Here is a 19348-nt window from a genome sequence, read left to right as displayed (position 1 = left end):
CTTCAGCGAATTAGCAAAAGGAAGGTGAACAGTGAAAATGAAACGCTTTTTTGCAAAAGATATGCGAACCGCACTAGCCGAAGTGAAAGAAACTCTTGGCAGCGATGCGGTTATCATGTCTAACAAAAAGGTAACCGGTGGCATCGAAATTGTTGCTGCGGTTGAACCTTCTAGCGCTAAACAGGCTGCACCTAAAAGCGATAGAGAATTGCCTGAAGATAGCGTCAATTTGTCGTCTATGAATGCTGGCGCAGCCAAAAAAGCGCCAACAAAACAGCATCCAAGTCATGATTTTGACGAAAATGCCAGTTTGAAAGATAACCTAACCAACTTTATGCAGCGCCATCAAAAGCGTCAGCAAGAAAACTTGCAACAGTCTCAGCAAAAACAGCAACAGCAGCGCCCTCGCACTGTTCAAGCTCCACGCTCTTTAGCTCAACAACAAGGTTGGGCGCAGCAAGGCTCATTATCCAGCAAACCAAGCAACGCTTCACTTGGTGGACAACCAGCTCATTCAGCATCAGCAGCTGCTGGCAACGAAGTCGGCGAACTTAAAAAAGAAATGGCCGCCATGCGCAAGTTGCTTGAGCATCAAGTCTCTGGGTTAATGTGGCAGGAAGTAGAGCGCCAAGAGCCAGTTCGCGCGATGTTAATTAAGCAGTTGCAGCTAGTTGGTTTTGATGAAGATATGGCCGACCAAATAGCTGGATACATTCCCGAAGAACTCGGTGTCCAAGAAGGTTGGCAGCATTTACGTGAACTATTAGTCAATCAACTCCCGGTTGGCCAAGATGAGATTTTGTTAAAGGGTGGAGCTATTGCGTTGCTTGGCCCAACGGGCGTAGGAAAAACTACCACCATCGCCAAGTTAGCCGCACAGTTTGCAATGCGCCATGGCGCCGAAAGTGTGGCGATGATTACTACAGATACCTACCGTATTGGTGCTCATGAACAACTTGCTACTTACGGCAAAATTATGGGCTGCGCCGTACGCGTCGCCAATGATGAAGAAGAGCTTTCACAGTTGCTTTATCAGTTTAAAGACAAAAAGTTGGTACTTATTGATACCGCAGGTATGAGCCAACGAGATCTTCGCTTACACGAACAATTAGACAAGCTAGTAAAAAACAGCCGCGTGAACATTCGCAACTACTTGGTGATGTCGGCCAACGCGCAGCGTCGGGTAATTGAAGAAACTGTGAACCAATTTCAGCGAATTCCTTTAGCTGGTACCATACTTACCAAATTAGATGAAAGTTTGGCTTTAGGCGAAGTGTTAAATGTAACCTTGCGCCATGCCTTACCAATAAGTTACGTTACTCACGGCCAACAAGTGCCTGAAGATATTGCGGTAGCTGCGCCTACCCAATTAATAGAACAAGCATTATCGGTTATCGATAAGCAAAGCCAGCAACATTTCTGGTTTAGTGAAACCGAACAACAAAAGGTTTCAGATGTATTCTAAAGACAATGAATTTGACCAAGCTAGCGGCTTAAGAATGATGCAACAAAAAAACAATGTGAAAGTCATCGCTGTAACTGGCGGCAAAGGAGGCGTAGGTAAAACTAACGTTACTCTTAACATGGGCATAGCCATGGCTGCGCAAGGTAAGCGCGTAATGGTTCTAGATGCCGACTTAGGCCTTGCAAATGTAGATGTGCTGCTTGGTTTACGTGTAACTAAAAACCTCTCTCACGTTTTATCCGGTGAATGCACCTTAGATGAAGTATTAGTTAAAGGGCCCAATGGGATCTTAATTGCACCTGCTACTTCTGGTACTCAATCAATGGTGGAACTCAGTCCTGCGGAACACGCCGGGCTTATTCGTGCTTTTAGCAGTATGAAAACACCTATTGATGTGTTGCTAGTTGATACCGCAGCGGGCATCTCCGACATGGTTCTAAGCTTTGCCAAGGCGTCACAAGACATATTAGTGGTGGTGTGTGATGAGCCAACCTCTATTACCGATGCTTATGCACTCATAAAGCTGCTTTCAAACCAGCACGGTGTCTACAAATTTAAAGTGGTAGCAAATATGGTGCGTAGCTTACGCGAAGGCCAAGAATTGTTTGCTAAGCTTACTCGAGTTACCGATCGCTTCTTGGATGCTACACTCGAATTGGTATCTTGTATTCCTTATGACAATAACGTGCGCTTAGCCGTAAGAAAGCAACGAGTAGTGGTAGAAGCCTATCCTAAGTCTCCTGCTTCTTTGGCATTTCGCTCATTAGCAAGTAAAGCTTCTACTTGGCCAATTCCTGAACAAGCAGGTGGACATTTAGAATTTTTCATCGAGAACCTTCTCGAGTTTGGACAACGTAAAAATAGAGAACAGCTTAGTGAATAAAGTTGCCGCTTATGCCAGCGCTAATGACACTAATGTTTTGGTGGAGCGCCATGCAAACTTGGTCAAACGGATAGCCCATCATCTAATGGCTAGGCTTCCGGCTAGCGTGATTGTTGATGACTTGATCCAATCAGGAATGATTGGCTTAATCGAAGCCGCACGTAACTTTGATGGCTCAAAAGGCGCTAGCTTCGAAACCTACGCCGGCATCCGCATTCGTGGCTCTATGCTTGACGAAATTCGTCGTGGCGATTGGGTCCCACGCTCGGTACATAAAAACAGCCGTGCCATTAGTGACGCAATTGCAGAAGTCGAGAAAGAAAAAAACGGTGACGCAAAAGACGCCGAGGTTGCTGCAAAGCTTGGCGTAAGCTTAAGTGAGTACCACTCAATGTTGTCTGATGTAAATTGCGGACGCATTTTAGGTATCGATGACCTAGGTGTGAGTGAAGACGTCATATCAAGTGAAGAAAGTCGAGAACTAAACCGACCCTTTGAAGGTTTTGCCAATCAACGCTTTCAACAATCTCTTGCCGAATGTATTAAAGGTCTGCCAGAGAGAGAAGCACTGGTTTTGTCCCTCTATTATGATGAAGAACTTAACCTAAAAGAAATTGGTGAAGTATTGAGCGTAAGCGAGTCCCGAGTCAGTCAAATTCATAGTCAAGCGCTTGCTCGAGTTAAAACTCGAATGCGAGATTGGACACAATAGAGAAATTCATCCTTACATTTCTTGTAAAAGATGGACTAAAATTGTGTTTATTAAGGCATAATATCTATATTACATAAATTTTTGGCCTATTTAGTGGCTTGTAAAACATCCTGTTGGGGGACGTACCTTGGATAAAAATATGAAAATTCTGGTTGTTGATGATTTTTCAACGATGAGAAGGATTATTAAAAACCTACTTAGAGATCTTGGCTTCAACAATACTCATGAAGCCGATGACGGGAATACCGCATTACCTATGCTTAAAGGCGGCGATTTCGAATTTGTAGTAACTGATTGGAACATGCCTGGAATGGAAGGCATCGACCTATTGAAAAATATTCGTGCCGACGAAAGTTTGTCTCACTTACCTGTTTTAATGGTAACTGCCGAAGCAAAACGTGAACAGATCATCGAAGCTGCTCAAGCCGGCGTTAATGGATATATTGTTAAACCTTTCACTGCAGCCACGCTAAAAGAGAAGCTAGATAAGATTTTCGAAAGACTACAATAAGAAAGGAAGATGCGTGAGCACAGATACTCCGATTATTTCATTAGCCGACGCCAAATCTTTGGTTGCGCTACTTGAAGAAGGAAATGTCGCCGAGGCGAATCAACTTGTTAGTGAGCTTTGTGCTCCAAAAGCTAACCTGCTATTTGATAAGGTTGGGCAGCTCACTCGTCAGCTTCATGACTCTTTAAATGAATTTAAACTCGATATTCGAATTAACGAGTTAGCTAATCAAGAAATACCAGACGCTAAAGAGCGGTTAAACTATGTGATAGAGATGACCGATCAAGCGGCCAATAAAACCATGGACGCAGTAGAGTCTGGCCTTCCAATTGCCGATCAATTAACTAACGAAATCAACAGTATCATGCCTATATGGCAAAGTTTGATGGAACGAAGAATTGAAATCGGCCAATTTAAGGCGCTATGTCACCAAATCGATATTTTCCTTAATAGTTCTTCAGCAAATGCCGATAAACTACGTAGCATGTTAACCGAAATATTGATGGCTCAAGATTTCCAAGATTTAACCGGTCAGATGATTCGTAAGGTAATCACCTTGGTGCAAGAGGTGGAAGAAAGTCTGGTTGAAATGCTTACCTTGTTTGGAAATGAGAATGCCGAAGTAGTAGAAAATAAAAAAGTGACTAAATCTGCTATCGAAGCCGAAGGGCCAATATTAAATAAAGAGCAAAGGGACGACGTTGTTAACGACCAAGATGATGTTGATGACTTGTTGTCTAGTTTAGGATTTTAAGGGAGTAGCGCATGTCGTTTGATGTAGATGAAGACATCTTACAAGACTTTCTCGTAGAAGCGGCGGAGATCCTTGAGCAGCTGTCTGAACAGCTGGTTGATTTAGAAAAACGTCCAGATGACAGTGACTTGTTAAATGCCATATTTCGTGGCTTCCATACGGTTAAAGGTGGGGCAGGCTTTTTGTCATTGACCGAACTGGTTGATGTTTGTCACGGAGCTGAGAATATTTTTGACACATTGCGCAACGGTGGAAGGAGTGTATCGCCTGAGCTAATGGATGTGATTCTTGAAGCGCTAGATTCAGTTAATGATATGTTCGCTCAAGTTCAAGCACGCGAGCCTTTAACACCTGCGTCTCCTGCATTAATCGAAAGCTTACATCAGTTGTCTCGCCCAGAGTCTGCTGACGAAGTGGCTGCAGAGCCAGAGCCAGAGCCAGAGCCAGAGCCAGAGCCAGTAGCTGCGGCTCCGAGCGCCGATGCCGGCAATATTGACGAAATTACCGACGACGAGTTTGAGCGTTTGCTTGATGAGCTGCATGGCTCAGCTGCACCTGCTGCGGCCGCAACACCAAAACCCGCTCCCGCCGCTCCAGCCGAAAAGGCTGCCAGCGATGGTGATATTTCAGATGATGAATTTGAAAAACTGTTGGATGAGCTGCATGGTTCTAAGGCGCCAGGTGCAGGACAAGCGGCTGCACCTAAAACGCCAGAAGTAGCGAAGCCTAGTTCAAATGCTGATGAAATTGGCGATGATGAATTTGAGAAACTGCTAGACCAATTACATGGAGCAGGGAAAGCGCCTGACACTAAGGCCACTCCAGCTAAGCCCGCAGCTAAAGCTGCGCCTAAGCCAGCTGAAAAAATTGAAGCTAGTCCTAAAGCGCCTGCTAAACCAGCAGCACCAGCCAAACCTGCTGCTAAGGCTGCTCCAGCTAAACAAGAGCCTGCAAAAGCGCCAGCCAAGCAAGCTGTACCTCAAGGCGAAACCACCGTTCGCGTAGATACCCGCACTCTAGACGATATTATGAATATGGTGGGCGAGTTGGTATTGGTACGTAACCGCTTGGTGAGTTTGGGCCTTAATAGCAATGATGAGGATATGTCTAAAGCCACCGCTAACTTGGATGTGGTGACAGCTGATCTTCAAGGTGCGGTAATGAAAACCCGCATGCAGCCAATCAAAAAAGTGTTTGGCCGTTTCCCTCGCGTGGTTCGAGATTTAGCGCGAAGCTTGAAAAAAGACATTAACCTTGAGTTGGTGGGTGAAGATACTGACTTAGATAAAAACTTAGTTGAAGCGCTGGCAGATCCTTTGGTTCACTTAGTTCGAAACTCTGTTGACCATGGTATTGAGATGCCAGACGATCGAGTTGCTTCGGGTAAACCTCGTACCGGCGTTATTCGCCTATCAGCCTCACAAGAAGGCGATCATATCTTGCTTAAAATCGAGGATGATGGCGCTGGTATGAATGCCGATAAGCTAAAATCTATTGCGATTGAGCGCGGCGTGCTTGATGCCGATGCCGCTGCTCGCATGCCAGATAAAGATGCTTATAGTCTTATTTTTGCGCCAGGGTTCTCTACTAAGACTGAGATTTCAGACATCTCCGGTCGAGGTGTGGGCATGGACGTGGTTAAAACCAGCATTACCCAACTTAATGGTTCAGTTGATATTGATTCACAGTTGGGGCAAGGCACTACATTACAGATTAAAGTACCGCTAACCTTGGCTATTTTGCCAACCTTGATGGTCGACGTTGGCAAGCAGACTTTTGCCTTACCACTGACTAGCGTGAATGAAATCTTCCACCTAGACCTTACCAAAACTAACGTAGTTGATGGTCAAGAAACTGTGATTGTTCGTGATAAGGCAATTCCATTATTTTACTTACAAGACTGGTTAATTAGAAATGGTCAATCTGGAGAGCGTAGTTCTCAAGGGCACGTGGTTATCGTACAAATTGGCCCACAACAAGTCGGTTTTGTTGTTGATAATCTGATTGGCCAAGAAGAAGTGGTGATCAAAGCATTAGACCAATTATTGCAAGGTACTCCAGGTATGGCTGGTGCAACAATCACTAGTGATGGCCGTATTGCTTTAATTCTTGATATTCCAAGCCTGTTGAAACGCTACGCTCGTAAGATGTAAGCCTAGCCTTTAAGAAGAATCTAACATGGCAATAAAAGTACTTGTAGTTGATGATTCGAGCTTTTTCCGACGCCGGGTAAGCGAGATCATCAACGCGGACCCTTCTTTAGAAGTGGTCGATACCGCAAAAAATGGCCGTGAAGCCATCGACATGGTCGCTCGTCTAAAACCTGATGTAGTGACCATGGATATCGAAATGCCGATAATGGATGGTATCACTGCCGTTCGTGAAATTATGGCGAAGAATCCCACCCCGGTGCTTATGTTTTCTTCGCTAACTCACGAAGGCGCAAAGGCCACTCTTGATGCCCTAGAAGCTGGCGCTCTCGATTTTATTCCTAAAAAGTTTGAAGACATAGCTCGTGATAGAGAAGAAGCCGTTAGCCTTCTTCAGCAGCGGGTTAAAGCTATTGCTCGCCGTCGCGTTAGTGCTCGTCGAAGTGTTAGCACGCCGACTCCAAGCACTCCTGTTCGGCCTAGCACAGCTACAAGGCCTGCAGTAAAAGCTTCGCCAACTACTTCAGCCCCACAACCAAAAGAGCGTGCTACCGCCCGTTTTAAGCCTTCAGGCAAACGCTATAAGTTAGTGGCTATCGGTACATCCACTGGTGGCCCCGTTGCGCTACAAACCATTCTTACTCAAATACCTGCTGGGTTTTCTAAACCGATTCTATTGGTTCAACATATGCCGGCTACTTTTACTGCGGCTTTTGCTCAGCGACTTAATAGCTTGTCGAGAATCAATGTTAAACAAGCTGAGGACGGTGACGAGTTACGCCCTGGTTGGGCTTATTTAGCACCAGGTGGTAAGCAAATGTTGGTGGAAGGTCGTGGATCTTACGGTCGTTTACGGGTTATTGATGGTAACGATAAAGTAAATTACAAACCATGTGTTGATATTACTTTTGCCTCACTCGCAAAGAGTCACCAGTCTAATGTATTAGCGATGATACTAACTGGTATGGGGGCCGATGGCAGAGATGGCTCTCGCTTATTAAAAGAGCAGGGCTCTACCATTTGGGCGCAAGATGAAGCCAGCTGCGTGGTGTATGGTATGCCTCAAGCAGTTGCTAGTGCTGGTTTAGCGTCAGAACAACTACCTCTTGATCGCTTTTGTGAGGCGATTGTAGCGGAAATAGGGAATGGATAAACTTAGCATTGCTGGCGTGTTTATCGCCTTCTCTGCTGTTGGTTTAGGTCATTCTTTAGCGGGTGGAAGCTTTTCAGATCTGGTTAATTTGCACGCTTTTATTATTGTTGTAGGTGGTACGGTTGGCGCGGTCATGCTGCAAACGCCTGCTTCTCAATTTGTTCAAGCTATAAAATCCATTCCGCGAGTTTGGCAAACTCAACAACTAGATGTTAAAAAGCAAACTCAACTAATTTTAAGTTGGTCTCATACAGTTCGGAAAGATGGTTATCTGGTATTAGAAAAACATCGACAACAAGCCGATGCCTTTAGTGTACTAGGTTTAGAAATGTTGATAGATGGAGCTGAAACCGAGCAGTTAAAACAGTCGCTAGAAGATGTAATCGATCTTGAGCAAAACCGCTTAGAAAAACAAGCAGGGGTATTTGAAGCGATGGGTGGGTATTGCCCAACTGTTGGCATTCTCGGGGCGGTATTGGGGCTAATTCAAGCCATGGACTTTTTAACTAGCCCTGAGCAATTGGGTCAGGGAATTGCCGTTGCATTTGTTGCCACTATTTATGGGGTAGGGTTCGCCAACTTTGTGTTTTTGCCCATTGCCAACAAACTTCGTGCTTTAGCAGGAGAGCGAGCAATATACCAAGAGATGACTCTCGCCGGCCTAGTCTCTATTGCAGAGGGTGCCAATAGTATGGAAGTGCAACGACGCTTGCATAGCTTTAATACGGAACTTAGCTAATATGCGTCATCGCTACGCCACGCAGGCAAAGCGTAACGCAAGTACCGAACGTTGGCTGGTGTCTTACGCTGATTATATGACGCTAATGTTTGCCTTGTTTGTTGTTTTGTATGCCATGGCCATTGCTAATGAAAATGAATATCCCGAATTACAAACCCGATTGCAGCAAGCTATTTCACTTTTTGAAACTGACAAAGTCTCAAATCAAGAAATTGCTGCTATCGAGTTAGAAGGTTCCTCAGAGGCCGGCATATTATCTGGTAGACAATCTATATTAGATGGGGAAGTCTTTAAACGTGTAGAAGTGACTCCAGCAGCTAGCGATTATCAAAGCAATGATGACGGTGAAGGATTTATTCAGCTGGCTGAGCAACTGGCAACAGAGTTTAAAGATTTTCTAAAAACCGACGATATAGTAATAAGTTATGATGAACAATGGCTCACTATAGAGCTGGATAGTCGACTGTTTTTCGCTAGTGGCAGTGCGTACTTACTCAAACCTGCTGCTCAGGTTATTGATGTGTTGGCAGAAAAGCTACGTCAAGTAGATAACTATATTCGAGTTCGAGGTTACACTGATGAAGACAGTATTGATAGCGAGCTTTACCCTAGCAACTGGGAGTTATCCGCAGCGCGAGCAACAAGGGTCTTAAGAGAGTTGCAAGCTAGGGGAGTAGCGCCAGCTAGAATGGCATTAGAAGCTTACGCTGAGTTTGCTCCCGATGAATCGAGTACGAGTCGTCGCAAAAACCGACGAGTAGTCATCGCCTTAGCGAAATCTTTATGGCAGCCAAAGGCTGAAGTAAGCCCTGAAGAACCGGAAAAAGGTGAAGCAGAACCGAAAAAACAACCAGACAGTGAAACCATGTTAGCTGTGCCCTTAGAAGGCGGCGGGGTACGTTTTACAACAAGGCAGGAAGAATAGTGAAAGTTTGGACAGTAGCCAATCAAAAAGGTGGCGTAGGTAAAACCACTACGGTAATTTCGCTTGCCGGTTTGTTGGCGCAGCAGGGTAAACGCGTTCTGTTGTTAGATACCGATCCGCATGCTTCGTTAACCAGTTACTTGGGTTTTGATGTTGATAGCGTGCAAGGCACCCTATACGAGCTTTATCAAAACAGCCAAATTGATGATGCGATGGTTACTCATAGTATTCAGGCCACAGCATTTGATAATCTCGACCTTATCCCCGCCAGTATGGCTTTAGCAACGTTAGATAAAGTGCTAGGTCAACGTGAAGGTATGGGGCTCATTCTCAAACGCATCTTATCTCGCGTTGAAGATAAATATGACCATGTGCTTATAGATTGCCCGCCAGTATTAGGGGTAATGATGGTGAACGCTTTAGCTGCTAGTAACAGGGTGTTAGTGCCAGTACAAACCGAGTTCTTAGCAATTAAAGGCTTGGAGCGAATGGTTAAAACCTTAGCGATTATGCAGCGCTCTTGCCCCGGCCCCTTGCGCTACACTGTGGTTCCAACCATGTATGATAAGCGCACCAGAGCGTCATTGGCAGCGCTTAAAGAACTACAAGAAACTTACCCTAAAAATATTTGGAATTCGGTTATCCCCATCGACACTAAGTTTCGCGACGCTAGCCTTCGTCACACTCCGCCTTCTTATCATATTAAGAACTGTCGCGGCGTTTTTGCTTATCAAACATTATTAGCACATTTACTGCAAATGACAGATGAGCAGGGGCTATTATGAACAGTGACAAGTTGATGGAAGAAGCACTAGGCGACTACTTTGATTCATTACTTACTGAATCTGAGCCCGAGCCAGAAAAACGTCCCGGAGTAAAACCTGCAACTCAAGAAAAAGCAGCACAACACCTGGAGCCGCAAACCAAGCCATTGGAAGAGTTGTTTGCTGAAGCCGAGCAGCGCGTGGCTGCTGTTGCAGAAGCGCAACCGGTATTACTGCCCATTAAAGAGTTGCCGGAACAAGCGCCTGAGGTTGAAGTTGAGGTAAAGGTTGAAGAATTAGAGCAGCCGGTAGAAGAGCAAGAAGTTGAGGTTGAAACCGAAACATCCCTTGCTCCACAAGAAGAGCCAACTGCCGCCGAATGGCAAAATATCGACACTGATAACGACTTTCAGGTGCTATTTTTTGAAGTGGCAGGGGTAACTTTTGGTGTGCCGCTTACTCAGCTTGGAGGTATTCACCGAATCTCCGAAGTGAGCCCGTTGTTTGGTAAGCCTCCATGGTTTTCCGGGATTATGATCGAACGTGAAGAAAAGCTCAGTGTGGTTGATACCGCTAAATGGGTGATGCCAAATCAGCCCTTTGAGCCAGACTATAAGTATTTAGTGATGTTAGGTGAAAGTGCTTGGGGCTTAAGCTGTGAAAAACTATTTGGCACTGAGAGACTTAACCGAGATGACGTTAAATGGCGTTCAACGCCTGGTCAAAGACCTTGGTTAGCCGGAATGGTAAAGCAAAAAATGTGTGCCTTGTTGCATGTTGAAGAACTACAACAAATGCTCGCAGATGGCGTAGATATCGAAGGACATTAAAAATCTGAGAGCCCGATAGGCTTCTCAAGTTGAAAAGGTAGGAAAATCTGCCATTTAGTTTTATAACATATGATATATACTGAATAATATGAGTTGCGAGATCCGATAGGACTCACGAATACTAAAAAGGACACGCAGATGAGCGAGCAGCGTAACATCGCAGAAAATATTGCCGAAGATGAAGTATTACAATGGGTGACTTTTCAGCTAGAAAGTGAAACCTATGGCATCAACGTAATGCAGGTACAAGAAGTATTGCGTTATACCGAAATTGCCCCAGTACCAGGTGCGCCAAATTATGTACTAGGTATTATTAACTTGCGCGGCAATGTAGTTACGGTTATTGATACCCGTTCACGTTTTGGGTTGCCTTCTTCTGATATCACAGAAAATTCTCGAATTGTTATTATCGAAGCAGAATCTCAAGTGATTGGCATCTTGGTTGATAGTGTTGCAGAAGTGGTTTACTTGCGCTCGTCTGAGATTGATATCGCGCCAAATGTGGGTACTGAAGAAAGCGCTAAGTTTATCCAAGGTGTGAGTAATCGCGACGGACAATTGCTCATCTTAGTTGATCTAAATAAACTGCTTTCTGATGAAGAGTGGGACGAAGTAAGCTCACTATAAATGGATTGGATTAATCTGATTGCCCTAGTGGCAACCGTTGTTTGCCTTGTTGGTGCTAGTTGGTTCAGCAACAAGGCGCAACAGCAATTGAAAGCCAATGAGCAAAAAATGCAAAGCTTAGAGGTAGTCACCAAAAATCTTCTTCAGTCACATCGAGTGGTTGAAAAGCAACTGCAAGAAATTCATCAAGCCAATGCCTCTCTGGTGGGTGAGTTAGAACGGCAAAGTGAACAAGTAGAGCAGGCTTTTCTTCGCACCTCTCAAATCCAATCGCAAGATCCCGACAGCAAATTGTATACTCGAGCGGTAAAGCTGGTTGAATTAGGTGCAGATTTAGATGAAGTTATGCGCGAGTGTGAGCTGCCAAAAGCTGAAGCTGAATTGCTACTAAGTTTACGCAATAAAATGAAAGGGCATGTGAGTTAAGCTGGTTATAACTAGAGAACGCTTTTGCTTAGCCTTCCGTGTTTACACTCAAAGGTTTAACCTCATTAGCCCGATTCAAATTCTTGGTTTATTCTTCCCTTCCTTTACATTTCTATTTATGGCTTTATTAATTCAAATAAGTTACGAGAGCATGTTAGCGCTCAACTGAAATACCGCTATATACAAACAGGCTATGTTTTTGTTACTTGTATTGCAAAGCGCTGTAAACATGGCGTTAATCCTTATGCTCAATCTAGTTTTTAGGCTTAGCTGTGTTAACATCCTAGCCTGTGTGTTGGGCAAGAAAATAGTTGAATGTTAAAGGTTAATGGACTGTGTTGTGTACGTGAAGAACGAGTATTGTTCGACGACTTGTCTTTCACATTATCACCGGGTGAAATTTTGCAAGTCGCTGGGCCAAATGGGGCCGGTAAAACCAGTTTATTGCGATTGATTTCCGGCTTGTCACGCCCCGAAAGCGGAGAGATTTTTTGGCAAGAAGAAGCCATTTCTCAGCAGGCTGAGCAATACCATCAACAGTGTCTTTATCTAGGCCATCATGCTGGGGTAAAGGCTGAATTAAGTGCAGTAGAAAACTTACGTTTTTATCTAGGATTAGCTGGCGAAAGCATGGAACAAGAACAGCTTTACGCTTTGTTAACCCGTGTAGGTTTAGCAGGATTAGAAGAAGAAGCTGTTGCTCATCTTTCAGCAGGTCAGCAGCGCCGAGTTGGGCTGGCTAGGTTGTGGCTGGTTGCCCGCAAATTGTGGATCCTTGATGAACCATTTACCGCGATAGATAAACAAGGCGTCGCGTATTTGGAACAAGTTATTTTGTCTCATGCTCAAAAAGGAGGAATGGTGTTGTTAACGACTCATCAAGAGTTAAATATTCCTACTTCAGATTATCGAATCTTAGAGATTAAGCCGGCCTTTGAGGAAGCGCTGTAATGCATGCGTTTACTACTGTTGTTAAGCGTGAGCTTCTAGCGGCTTTTCGGCAAAAGTCAGATGTACTTAATCCGCTGTGGTTTATTCTCATCGTTATTACCTTATTCCCCATAGCGGTAGGCCCAGAGCCCTTGTTGTTGGCCAAAATAGCGCCGGGCATTTTGTGGGTGGCTGCGTTGTTATCTTCGTTATTGTCTTTAGAACGTTTATTTCGAGATGATTTTGCAGATGGGTCTTTAGAGCAGATGCTGATGAGTGGCTCATCGCTAGCCTTGATAGCCTTGGCTAAGATCGTTGCCCATTGGCTGATAACAGGTGTGCCTATCTTATTGCTTTCGCCTCTTTTGGCAGTGCTTCTGTCTTTAGAATGGCAAAGTTTCCAAGCTACCTTTTACACCTTAGTGCTTGGAACCCCAGTATTGAGTTTGATTGGTTCTGTAGGGGTCGCCTTAACCGTTGGTTTACGCAAAGGGGGCGTTTTACTTAGCTTGTTAGTTTTGCCTTTGTATATTCCGGTGTTGATTTTTGCGACATCTGCGATTGAAGCTGCGTCATTAAGCTTGCCCTATGCCGGGCATTTAGCGATCATGGGCGCCATAAGCTTACTTGCACTCACCTTAGCTCCTTTTGCCACGGCTGCAGCGCTAAGAGTAAGCATTAACTAAATTTAGAATAAGACCGAGAGAGTAAATACCATTATGTGGAAATGGTTACATCCATACGCAAAACCTGAGGCGAGTTACACCCTAGCGGGAAAATTTGTGCCTTGGTTTAGTGTTTTTGCCATTGTGTGTTTTTCTATAGGTTTAGTGTGGGGCCTTTTATTTGCACCTGCCGATTACCAACAAGGCGACAGTTTTAGGATTATCTATATTCATGTGCCTTCAGCAATTATGTCAATGGGTGCGTACTCATCAATGGCCATAGCGGCTTTTATCGGTTTAGTTTGGCAAATAAAACAAGCCGATATGTATGTAGCAGCTGTAGCGCCAGTTGGCGCTGTATTTACTTTTGTTGCCTTGTTTACCGGTGCAGCTTGGGGCAAACCAATGTGGGGAGCCTGGTGGGTATGGGATGCGCGCCTTACTTCAGAGTTAATATTGCTGTTTTTATATTTGGGGGTTATTGCCCTTTATAACGCATTTTCTGATAAAACCATGGCTGGTCGCGCTGCGGGTATTCTCAGCATTGTGGGGGTGATTAATTTGCCTATTATTCATTACTCGGTGGAGTGGTGGAATACCCTGCATCAGGGCGCAACTATTACTAAGTTTGATAAACCCTCTATTGATTCTCGAATGTTATGGCCCTTACTGCTTAATATTCTAGCCTTTGGATTTTTCCTTGGCGCGGTGAGCTTGGTTCGCTTTAGAACTGAACTGTTGCGCCGCGAGCAACGTAGACCATGGGTACAACAACTTATTCAACGCCATATTCAAGCAAAGGGGTAGCACGATGCAATTTGAATCAGTCGCAGATTTTTTTGCTATGGGTGGTTATGGTTTTTATGTGTGGCTTGCGTTTGGGGTAAGCGCTCTAGCCATGATAGGCATAGTGATAGACAGTATTGTTAAACGAAATGCCATTTTTAAATCTGTTGCGCGCCAAACTGCGCGACAGCAACGAGTTGAAGCAGCAAAAGAGGTAACTGAACGCTTATGAACCCAAGACGTAAAAAACGCTTAACGATTGTTCTAGCAATTGTAATTGGTTTGGGGGCTTCTATCGGCTTATTGCTGTTTGCGTTACAACAGAATATCGATCTATTTTACACTCCCTCCGAGCTGGTAAATGGCAAAGGAAAAGACGAGATTAAACCGGAAGTGGGTCAACGTTTAAGAATTGGTGGTTTAGTATTACCAGGAACGGTTGAGCGCTCGCAAACTAGCTTGCAAGTTAGTTTTAAGCTGAGTGATGCTGGTGGTGGTATTGTAACCATTAACTATGAAGGCATTCTGCCAGACTTATTTAGAGAAGGACAAGGCATTGTAGCGCAAGGTGAATTAGCCAATGCTACAACCGTAAATGCTTTTGAAGTACTCGCTAAGCACGACGAAGAATACATGCCACAGGAAGTGGCTGAAGCACTAGAAGGTATGGAACACTTTAAACCAGAATATACAGAAGCCCAGCTTAAAGGCTCTGGACACTAGAGACGGTAACTATGATCCCGGAACTTGGACATTACGCATTAATTCTTTCTTGTGCGTTAGCTATTTTACAAAGTGTATACCCGTTATGGGGCGCGAGTAAAAATAGTGTTTCATTAATGAAACTTGCTCGACCTTTAGCGCTAGCGCAGTTTGCCTTCGTCACATTGTCTTTTGTGGTCTTGAGCTACTCATTTGCTATAAATGATTTCTCGGTAGCTTATGTGGCTAATAACTCGAACAGCCAGTTACCGGTTTACTACCGCTTATCAGCTGTTTGGGGAGCGCACGAAGGTTCATTATTGCTGTGGGCAATGATTTTGTCGGGGTGGGGCGCTGCAGTAGCAATGTTCAGTCGCGGCTTACCACTCGACGCTGTTGCGCGAGTAGTGGCGGTAATGGGTATGATATGTGTAGGTTTTTACCTGTTCATCTTGCTTACTTCAAATCCCTTCGACAGAACTTTGCCATTTTTCCCGGTTGATGGACAAGATTTGAATCCTTTGTTGCAAGATGTTGGATTAATTTTCCATCCACCTCTTTTATATATGGGTTATGTAGGCTTTTCGGTGGCTTTTGCTTTTGCTATCGCCGCTCTAATGGCCGGGCGTTTAGATTCCACTTGGGCTCGTTGGTCTCGCCCTTGGACAATGGCGGCTTGGATTTTCCTTACTTTAGGTATCTCACTAGGAAGTTGGTGGGCCTACTACGAATTAGGCTGGGGCGGTTGGTGGTTCTGGGATCCAGTAGAAAATGCCTCATTTATGCCGTGGTTAGTGGGTACTGCGCTGCTGCATTCATTAGCAGTAACCGAAAAGCGAGGGGTGTTTAAATCCTGGACTGTGTTGCTGGCTATATCCGCGTTTTCTCTTAGCCTATTAGGAACCTTTTTAGTTCGCTCCGGCGTATTGGTCTCGGTGCATGCCTTCGCTAGCGATCCTGCTCGAGGCTTGTTTATTCTAGGCTTCTTGTTGGTGGTGATTGGTGGCTCTTTATTGCTGTTTGCTATTCGTGGCTCACAGGTGAAAAGTCGCGGAACTTATAGTTTGTTTTCTCGCGAGACCTTCTTGTTAATCAACAACATCTTACTAGTAGCCGCCTTAGTGGTGGTATTGTTGGGTACTTTATTGCCGCTTATTCACAAGGAAATCGGCCTTGGCAGCATCTCAATTGGTGAGGCCTTCTTTAACCGAATGTTCAGCTGGATGATTGTGCCTTTTGTGATTGCTTTGGGTATTGGTCCTTTGCTGCGGTGGAAGCGCCAAGATATTCGCCCCCTTAAAGGTTGGCTGCTGGCTTTAGCAGCATTTAGTTTATTGGTGCCAGCTGCATTATTAGTAATGCTAGCGCCGAAGTTCTACGCCTTGGCTTACATGGCGCTTGCCTTATCATTTTGGGTGATTAGCTGTACAGCTTTAGAAGTATATTTGCGTGCTACTCATCGCCACACTTTCACCAAAGGTTTAAAAGTACTCAGTCGTTCTCATTGGGCAATGGTACTTGGCCATTTAGGTCTTGCGGTAACGGTAATTGGCGTGGCTTTAACCAGCCATTACAGTATTGAACGTGACTTGCGTTTAGAACCAGGTGATTCGGTTACCTTTGCTGCTTATTCTTTTCACTTCAAACAGGTTGAGCCTTTAGTTGGTCCAAACTATGAAGGCCATGTTGGGGTAATAGACGTATATAAAGATGAGCACTTAGCAACTACCTTACGTGCAGAAAAACGCTTCTATCGGGTACAACGAAATATGATGACAGAAGCCGCCATTGATGCAGGCTTATGGCGTGACTTATATGCAGCAATGGGTGAACAGCTTCCCGGTGGAGCGTGGGCAGTGCGCCTATATTACAAACCCTTCATTCGTTGGATTTGGCTCGGCTCAATTATTATGGCAATTGGCGGTATATTTGCCATGTCGGATAAACGCTATCGTTTCAAAGTTAAGCAAGAACAGTTAAGTGGCAAGCCACCTGTAAAAAGTGCGAGTAGTAAAAGCACTGATTTAGCAGAGGAAGCTTAAATGAATAAACGTATTTTTTATTTTTTACTGCCTCTTATCGCGTTCTTGTTTATGGCGGTATTTTTGTATCGCGGTTTGTACAGTGACGCTACCGAGCTTGAGTCGGTATTAATCGGCAAGCCGGTTCCGCAATTCACTTTGCAAGATATTTATCAGCAAGATAAACAACACGATGCTGCGATATTTAAGGGCGAACCTTTGTTGCTAAATGTTTGGGCTACCTGGTGCCCCACCTGTCGTGCTGAACATACCTTTCTGAACTCCTTAGCTGAACAAGGCGTTAAGATTGTTGGCTTAAATTACAAAGACGATCGAATTAAAGCGATAAAGTGGTTGGAGCAACTGGGTAACCCTTATCAAGTGAATTTGTACGATGGTAAGGGTCTGTTGGCATTAGATCTTGGTGTGTATGGTGCTCCAGAAACCTATTTTATCGATAGCCAAGGCGTAATTCGTTATCGCCATGTGGGTGATGTGAACGCGCGTAATTGGCAAGCAGAGCTTGCGCCAATATTTGCTGGTTTGGATTAATCATGATGAAAACTTTTCAAAGCTTTTTAGCGGTGTTGTTACTTAGCCTTCCTATAATGGCGAACGCTGCGATTTCAGCTCACGAGTTTGATAACCCAGAACAGGAAGAGCTGTTTCGAGAGTTAACACGTGAGTTACGTTGCCCTAAATGTCAAAACAATAACATCTCAGATTCTAACGCTGGGCTTGCTCAAGACTTACGCGAGAAAACCTACCAAATGGTGAAGTCGGGCAGTGATAAACAAGAAGTATTGGATTATATGGTAGCGCGCTATGGCAACTTTGTGCGCTACGACCCACCACTTACTCCAGCCGTACTTACTCTGTGGATAGCGCCGGTTTTAATTATATTGATTGGTGGATTTACTGTGTGGCGACTAGCCCGAAGAAAAAAAGACGCAAAACCAGCGCTAGATGTGGCCGAACAAGAACGCCTTGAGCAGCTAATTAAACAAACGGAGCAAGAAAAATAATGACAGTATTTTGGTTGGTTGCTGCCGTTTTAACCCTGTTGGCTGTGGCGGTTGTTGTATTGCCTTTGTGGCGACAACGAGACAGTCGCTCGGTGACTCAAACAGAACTAAATAAAACTCTCTACAAAGATAGATTAATTGAAATTGAACAAGAGAATGCGCAAGGCTTAGCGGAAGATAGCTCAGTGTTAGTGAGCGAACTTCAGCATAATTTGTTGGATGATATTCCCGAAGAAGCAAGTGCCAAACGTAGTGCAATTTCCCCTTGGGTTGCGCTGCCCGGTGTAGTTTTTGTGGTGGCTATTTCCATTGGCATGTATATCAAATTAGGCAGTGCTGAAAAGGTTCAAGATTGGCAGGCGATTGTGCAAAAAATGCCAGAGCTGAGTAACAAGGTGCTGCTTGGTCAAGGTGGTGAGGTAAGCGAACAAGACTTAAATGAGTTCGCTTTAGGCTTGCGTACCAAGTTACATAATGACCCAAGTGATACACGCGGTTGGTTTTTATTGGCTAAAGTTGGCCAAGCTCTAAATCGTTTAGACATCATGACCGATGCCGCAGAGCAAGCTTATATGCGCGATTCAAAAAGTGCCAATATTATAGCTGTTTATGCTCAATCTTTGTTCTACAGTGGCGAACCCAGTGAACAAGCTCGAGCTGAGCGACTATTAGTATTAGCCCTACAGCAAGACTCTAGTCAATTAGAGCTTTGGTCCTTGTATGCTTTTATGGCACTTGAGCAACAGCAGTTTCAGTTGGCTATTGATCGCTGGCAGAGAATGCTTAGTTTGGTTGATGCTGATTCTGAGCGTTATCAAATGCTGCAACAAAGTATTGAATTTGCCGAAGCGCAAATTGCTCAACAGCAAGCGCCAGCTGCGGAACAACCCCCGGCTGTTGAGCAAGCGGTGGTTGAAAACAATCCAGCAAGTGGTCCTAGCTACAGTATCACTGTAGATGTGAAAGAAGGGTTGGAAGTGCCAGGCTCAAGCTTCTTGTTTGTGTTCGCTAAGTCTGTGAATGGGCCGCCAATGCCTTTAGCGGCCAAAAAAGTAGCGCATCCGCGTTTTCCTGTAACGGTGAATTTGTCAGACAGCGATAGCATGATGGAAGGTCTTAAGCTTTCTCAGCAAGGCGATTTTTATATTACCGCTCGTCTATCTTACGATAACAATGTACAAACCATTGAAGGTGATTGGGAAGGGCAATCTTCTGCTATCTCTCAGGGTGAAGAACAAGCAATAAGTTTGCTTATCGATACTCCCCTGTAATTATGTATT

At 44.6% G+C, this 19348-nt stretch carries 22 protein-coding genes; all 22 read left to right on the top strand.

Features of this window, described 5'->3' with window-relative positions; genetic code table 11:
- The first annotated feature begins 37 nt into the window (after positions 1 to 37).
- The 22 genes from flhF to ccmI all read left to right on the top strand — a co-directional run bounded on the left by flhF (position 38) and on the right by ccmI (position 19339).
- Positions 38 to 1465, top strand: a complete 1428-nt coding sequence (gene flhF / locus ACYFDN_RS02350) for a flagellar biosynthesis GTPase FlhF (protein ID WP_483509879.1) — start codon at positions 38 to 40, stop codon at positions 1463 to 1465.
- Positions 1455 to 2348 (top strand): MinD/ParA family protein, encoded by an 894-nt coding sequence (locus tag ACYFDN_RS02345; protein WP_016401699.1) that lies wholly within the window; start codon positions 1455 to 1457, stop codon positions 2346 to 2348. Before flhF ends, ACYFDN_RS02345 begins: the two co-directional genes overlap by 11 nt.
- Positions 2341 to 3060 (top strand): RNA polymerase sigma factor FliA, encoded by a 720-nt coding sequence (locus ACYFDN_RS02340; RefSeq protein ID WP_016401698.1) that lies wholly within the window; start codon positions 2341 to 2343, stop codon positions 3058 to 3060. Before ACYFDN_RS02345 ends, ACYFDN_RS02340 begins: the two co-directional genes overlap by 8 nt.
- A 127-nt stretch (positions 3061 to 3187) precedes the next feature.
- Complete coding sequence (cheY, locus tag ACYFDN_RS02335) at positions 3188 to 3571, top strand: chemotaxis response regulator CheY (protein ID WP_084681816.1); 384 nt, start codon at positions 3188 to 3190, stop codon at positions 3569 to 3571.
- 13 nt (positions 3572 to 3584) lie between these two features.
- Complete coding sequence (locus tag ACYFDN_RS02330) at positions 3585 to 4325, top strand: protein phosphatase CheZ (RefSeq protein WP_016401696.1); 741 nt, start codon at positions 3585 to 3587, stop codon at positions 4323 to 4325.
- Positions 4326 to 4336: 11 nt separating this feature from the next.
- Positions 4337 to 6478, top strand: a complete 2142-nt coding sequence (locus ACYFDN_RS02325) for a chemotaxis protein CheA (protein WP_483509878.1) — start codon at positions 4337 to 4339, stop codon at positions 6476 to 6478.
- Between the two features lie 25 nt (positions 6479 to 6503).
- Entirely contained in the window at positions 6504 to 7628 is a 1125-nt protein-coding gene (locus ACYFDN_RS02320) for a protein-glutamate methylesterase/protein-glutamine glutaminase (protein WP_483509877.1), read from the top strand.
- Positions 7621 to 8367 (top strand): flagellar motor protein, encoded by a 747-nt coding sequence (locus ACYFDN_RS02315; RefSeq protein WP_483509876.1) that lies wholly within the window; start codon positions 7621 to 7623, stop codon positions 8365 to 8367. Before ACYFDN_RS02320 ends, ACYFDN_RS02315 begins: the two co-directional genes overlap by 8 nt.
- Position 8368: 1 nt before the next feature.
- Positions 8369 to 9292 (top strand): flagellar motor protein MotB, encoded by a 924-nt coding sequence (locus ACYFDN_RS02310; protein ID WP_483509875.1) that lies wholly within the window; start codon positions 8369 to 8371, stop codon positions 9290 to 9292.
- Complete coding sequence (locus tag ACYFDN_RS02305; RefSeq protein ID WP_016401691.1) at positions 9292 to 10077, top strand: ParA family protein; 786 nt, start codon at positions 9292 to 9294, stop codon at positions 10075 to 10077. Before ACYFDN_RS02310 ends, ACYFDN_RS02305 begins: the two co-directional genes overlap by 1 nt.
- Positions 10074 to 10886, top strand: a complete 813-nt coding sequence (locus ACYFDN_RS02300) for a chemotaxis protein CheW (protein ID WP_483509874.1) — start codon at positions 10074 to 10076, stop codon at positions 10884 to 10886. The genes ACYFDN_RS02305 and ACYFDN_RS02300 overlap by 4 nt, the downstream gene beginning before the upstream one ends.
- Before the next feature lie 138 nt (positions 10887 to 11024).
- Positions 11025 to 11513, top strand: a complete 489-nt coding sequence (locus ACYFDN_RS02295) for a chemotaxis protein CheW (RefSeq protein ID WP_016401689.1) — start codon at positions 11025 to 11027, stop codon at positions 11511 to 11513.
- Positions 11514 to 11939 carry a DUF2802 domain-containing protein gene (locus ACYFDN_RS02290; RefSeq protein WP_483509873.1) on the top strand — a complete coding sequence of 142 codons (426 nt, stop codon included), beginning with the start codon at positions 11514 to 11516 and terminating at the stop codon, positions 11937 to 11939.
- 315 nt (positions 11940 to 12254) lie between these two features.
- Complete coding sequence (gene ccmA / locus ACYFDN_RS02285; RefSeq protein ID WP_016401687.1) at positions 12255 to 12890, top strand: cytochrome c biogenesis heme-transporting ATPase CcmA; 636 nt, start codon at positions 12255 to 12257, stop codon at positions 12888 to 12890.
- A complete protein-coding gene (ccmB, locus tag ACYFDN_RS02280; RefSeq protein ID WP_016401686.1) occupies positions 12890 to 13555 on the top strand; it encodes a heme exporter protein CcmB in 666 nt (221 codons plus the stop codon). Before ccmA ends, ccmB begins: the two co-directional genes overlap by 1 nt.
- A gap of 33 nt (positions 13556 to 13588) precedes the next feature.
- Positions 13589 to 14341 (top strand): heme ABC transporter permease, encoded by a 753-nt coding sequence (locus ACYFDN_RS02275; RefSeq protein ID WP_472591300.1) that lies wholly within the window; start codon positions 13589 to 13591, stop codon positions 14339 to 14341.
- Between the two features lie 4 nt (positions 14342 to 14345).
- Positions 14346 to 14552 carry a heme exporter protein CcmD gene (ccmD, locus tag ACYFDN_RS02270; protein ID WP_483509872.1) on the top strand — a complete coding sequence of 69 codons (207 nt, stop codon included), beginning with the start codon at positions 14346 to 14348 and terminating at the stop codon, positions 14550 to 14552.
- Positions 14549 to 15043 (top strand): cytochrome c maturation protein CcmE, encoded by a 495-nt coding sequence (ccmE, locus tag ACYFDN_RS02265; protein WP_016401683.1) that lies wholly within the window; start codon positions 14549 to 14551, stop codon positions 15041 to 15043. Before ccmD ends, ccmE begins: the two co-directional genes overlap by 4 nt.
- 11 nt (positions 15044 to 15054) lie before the next feature.
- On the top strand, positions 15055 to 17064 hold the full coding sequence (locus tag ACYFDN_RS02260; protein WP_483509871.1) for a heme lyase CcmF/NrfE family subunit: 2010 nt from the start codon (positions 15055 to 15057) through the stop codon (positions 17062 to 17064).
- Positions 17065 to 17595, top strand: a complete 531-nt coding sequence (locus ACYFDN_RS02255) for a DsbE family thiol:disulfide interchange protein (protein ID WP_016401681.1) — start codon at positions 17065 to 17067, stop codon at positions 17593 to 17595.
- 2 nt (positions 17596 to 17597) lie between these two features.
- Positions 17598 to 18068 carry a cytochrome c-type biogenesis protein gene (locus tag ACYFDN_RS02250; RefSeq protein ID WP_483509870.1) on the top strand — a complete coding sequence of 157 codons (471 nt, stop codon included), beginning with the start codon at positions 17598 to 17600 and terminating at the stop codon, positions 18066 to 18068.
- Positions 18068 to 19339: a c-type cytochrome biogenesis protein CcmI gene (gene ccmI / locus ACYFDN_RS02245; protein WP_483509869.1), complete on the top strand. Its 1272-nt coding sequence runs from the start codon at positions 18068 to 18070 to the stop codon at positions 19337 to 19339. Before ACYFDN_RS02250 ends, ccmI begins: the two co-directional genes overlap by 1 nt.
- Positions 19340 to 19348 lie beyond the last annotated feature (9 nt).

This window comes from Agarivorans sp. D1326 (assembly GCF_056958115.1).
Note: the sequence above shows the minus strand (reverse complement) of the source record. Positions and strands in the feature narration are given on the sequence as shown.